The organism is Collimonas silvisoli (assembly GCF_018305005.1).
Taxonomy (GTDB): Bacteria; Pseudomonadota; Gammaproteobacteria; order Burkholderiales; family Burkholderiaceae_D; genus Collimonas; species Collimonas silvisoli.
Window position 1 is genome coordinate 1 of record NZ_JAGQEG010000203.1, and the last position, 2,956, is coordinate 2,956.

The window sequence follows — 2,956 nt, forward strand, 5'->3', positions numbered from 1 at the left end:
CAAACAAATCTTCGAAGGCTTCTCGCCCTTGATCGACAATGTCGAGGCGATGCTGCACAACATTGCGATGGAGACCCACACCGTCATCAAGCTGAGCGGCTTTTCCAACGACAAGGATCCGCACACCACCATGGTGATACTGGTGTTGTCGCCGGATGGCACGGCAACCTGGGCGCATGTGGGCGATTCGCGCCTGTACCGCTTCGACGGCCCCAACTTTGCCGAGCACACTATCGATCATTCCTATGTCGAGAAACTGGTAAGCGAGGGCAAGCTGTCGCGCAACGAAGCAAAATCGCATAATCTGTCCAACATCCTGCTGAGCGCACTGGGCTCCAGCACCGACACGCCCACGGTAAGCATCAATCGCTATACCGGCCTCAAGGCCGGCGATGCTTTCCTGCTATGCTCGGACGGGCTGTGGCACTACTTTACGGAAGATGAGTTGGGCGCAGCCATCGCCATGAACAAACCGCGCGACGCCGCCGAAATGCTGATCAAAAAAACGCGCAAGCGGGCCGAGGGCCACGCTGCGGACAATTGCACTTTTGCGATCGTCAAACTGGTGGCGCTGCCCAAGGAAGCACAGAACTACACCGTCAAGAAGATGCGCCGGGCGGTGTAATTCCTGCCCTTCGTCGATTTACGGTGCTGACGCCGGCGTTGTAGTAGCTGGCGGCGTTACAGGTGCTGCCGGCACTCCGGTTTCAGCCGCTTTCTTGCTTGCCAGATCCTTGGCTTTGGCGGCCTTGTTTGCAGCTACCTGACGCTGACGCTCCGCTGATTCCTGGGCTTTTTTCTCGAAAGCGGCAGCATTGGCTGCACGCTGCGAGGCTTTGGCAGCCGCATCTTGCCTGGCCTTTTGCTCGCGGGCGTCATGCTCTGCCACGCGTTTGTCCGCCTCGCCCAGATGCTTGCGGGTATTGGCAGCAACTTCTTTTTCTTTTGCCGCGCCCTGCTTCACCTTGTCGGCGTTGCTCAGCTCTTTTGCATTTTGATCCTGGGCTTTCTGCGCCGCTTCGGCCGGTTGCTGGGCAGCGTGCACTTCCAGCGCCCGGTCCCGCTCATCGGCGCGCTCTTTACGCAAGAAAGCGTTGGCGGTGATGTCTACCGGGCGAATCGTTTTCATCGCCAGCCGCCGCTGCTCCTTGGCGGCATCCAGGCAATGGTTGACGAAGAATTTCTCATAGCAGACGCGCCGCTGTTCCAGATCGCGTGCCTCGACTTCGGCCTTGGCGTCGGCTACATCGGCCAGAGCGCGATTCGCGGTTTCCACCGAATTAAGGGTTTCAAGCGGGTAGCGTGCGCTCAGTTCGGCGGCAGGCTCGGCTACCGGCTTCAGCTGGGCGTCCGCGGCTTGGGCACCGGCTGACAGCGTCAGCAGCAGTGCAGCAACACCAGACAAAACCGGGCGCCGGCGCGACACGCGCACCTGCAATGGCGACGACTGCGACAAAGGAGCCAAAATCAAAGAGGCAAATTCCACGTAAACCCATCCATTTCTATACGTTATTTTCAAACACCGGACCCAGGCTCACACAATTCACACAATAGAGTCAGCCTCGGAACGCCGCTCGCTATCCATATACTCGCGCGACTGCATTTCCATGATGCGCGACACGGTACGGTGAAACTCGTTGGCCAGCATGCCTTGGGTGTACAACTCTTCCGGCGCCACTGCGGCCGACATGATCAATTTGATCTTGTGATCATAGAACACATCGATCAGCCAGGTAAACCGCCGCGCCTCGGACGACATCGCCGCCGACATCTGCGGAATACCGGACAATATCACCGTATGGAAGCGGCTGGCAATTTCGAGATAGTCGTTTTGCGAGCGCGGGCCGCCGCACAGGGTATTGAAGTCGAACCAGATGACGCCGCCGGCCCTGCGCAATGCCTTTATTTTACGCGCTTCGATATCGACGATAGGATCTTCGTCGGCGGTGTCAGCAACCCCGGAAAACGCATGCCGCAGGGCGCGATCGGTATCGGCGTTCAGCGGTGAATGATAGCTATCGACCTGTTCCAGGGCGCGTTTGCGGTAATCGATGCCGGCGTCGATATTCATCACATCCAGGTTATCTTGCAATAGCTTGATGGTCGGCAGCATGCGATCCCGGTGCAAGCCGTCAGGATACAGCGTACTCGGCTCGTAGTTCGAGGTCATGACAAACGACACACCGTTATCGAACAAGGCTTTCAGCAGATTGTAGAGAATCATGGCGTCGGCAATATCGGACACGTGGAATTCATCAAAACAGATCAGCCGGTATTTCCGGGCGACCCGCTTCGCCACTTCGTCCAGCGGATCGGCAACGCCCTTGAGTTCATCCAGCTGCCTATGCACCGCCCGCATGAACTCGTGGAAATGCAGGCGCGTTTTACGCACCACCGGCACCACCGAATAAAAACTGTCCATCAAAAACGATTTGCCGCGCCCGACTCCGCCCCACATGTACACGCCGCGCGGCACGTCCGGCCGGTTGATCAAACGCTTGAAGGAATTCGAACGCTGCGCCTTGTACTCGACCCACTCATCATAAGCTTGCTGCAGGCGATCAACCGCACGCCGTTGCGCATCATCCGCCTGGAAACCCCGTTGTGTCAGTGCCTGTTCGTAAAACTCTAAGACATTCATTGTGTTTTCAATTCTTGATGGAAAGCCAAAATCCGTTTGCCCGCCGCATAGATTAACAAAAAATTAATCTTGCTTATTAAATAAGCCGCCAAGTAAGCCGCTAAAAATAAAAATGGGCGAGCTTTCGCTCACCCACGTCAATCCAAGCAACAACCAAGGGCCTATTGACCTATGATTTGGGAGTGCGAACGCGCGGCAGGCGTTGCGTGCCTAGGCGCAGCGACGCGACGTGGCGGTGCCACGGCAAGGAGCTGCAACAACGGCATGCGACGCCTGCAGCCGTTCCCGAAGGGTTCCAACCAAAACGTGCGCTGG

Annotated in this window: 3 protein-coding genes; 1 reads left to right on the plus strand and 2 read right to left on the minus strand. The window is 57.2% G+C overall.

All coding sequences use genetic code 11. The annotated features are described in order from the left end of the window. Window positions 1–625 (plus strand): PP2C family protein-serine/threonine phosphatase (locus tag KHU33_RS25890; RefSeq protein WP_211468388.1); only part of this gene is annotated, 625 nt, incomplete at its 5' end. An 18-nt stretch (window positions 626–643) separates the two neighbouring features. Here the strand turns inward: KHU33_RS25890 and KHU33_RS25895 are convergent. Together KHU33_RS25895 and zapE are read right to left on the minus strand one after the other, a co-directional pair. Further along, window positions 644–1,486 carry a hypothetical protein gene (locus KHU33_RS25895; protein WP_211468390.1) on the minus strand — a complete coding sequence of 281 codons (843 nt, stop codon included), beginning with the start codon at window positions 1,484–1,486 and terminating at the stop codon, window positions 644–646. Window positions 1,487–1,543: 57 nt separating this feature from the next. Next, on the minus strand, window positions 1,544–2,641 hold the full coding sequence (gene zapE, locus KHU33_RS25900) for a cell division protein ZapE (RefSeq protein WP_211468392.1): 1,098 nt from the start codon (window positions 2,639–2,641) through the stop codon (window positions 1,544–1,546). Between the last annotated feature and the right edge of the window lie 315 nt (window positions 2,642–2,956).

What these genes read in the sequence shown, in the direction of transcription:
- zapE (WP_211468392.1), bottom strand. Translation starts at nt 2,641, where the DNA reads ATGAATGTCTTAGAGTTTTACGAACAGGCACTGACACAACGGGGTTTC.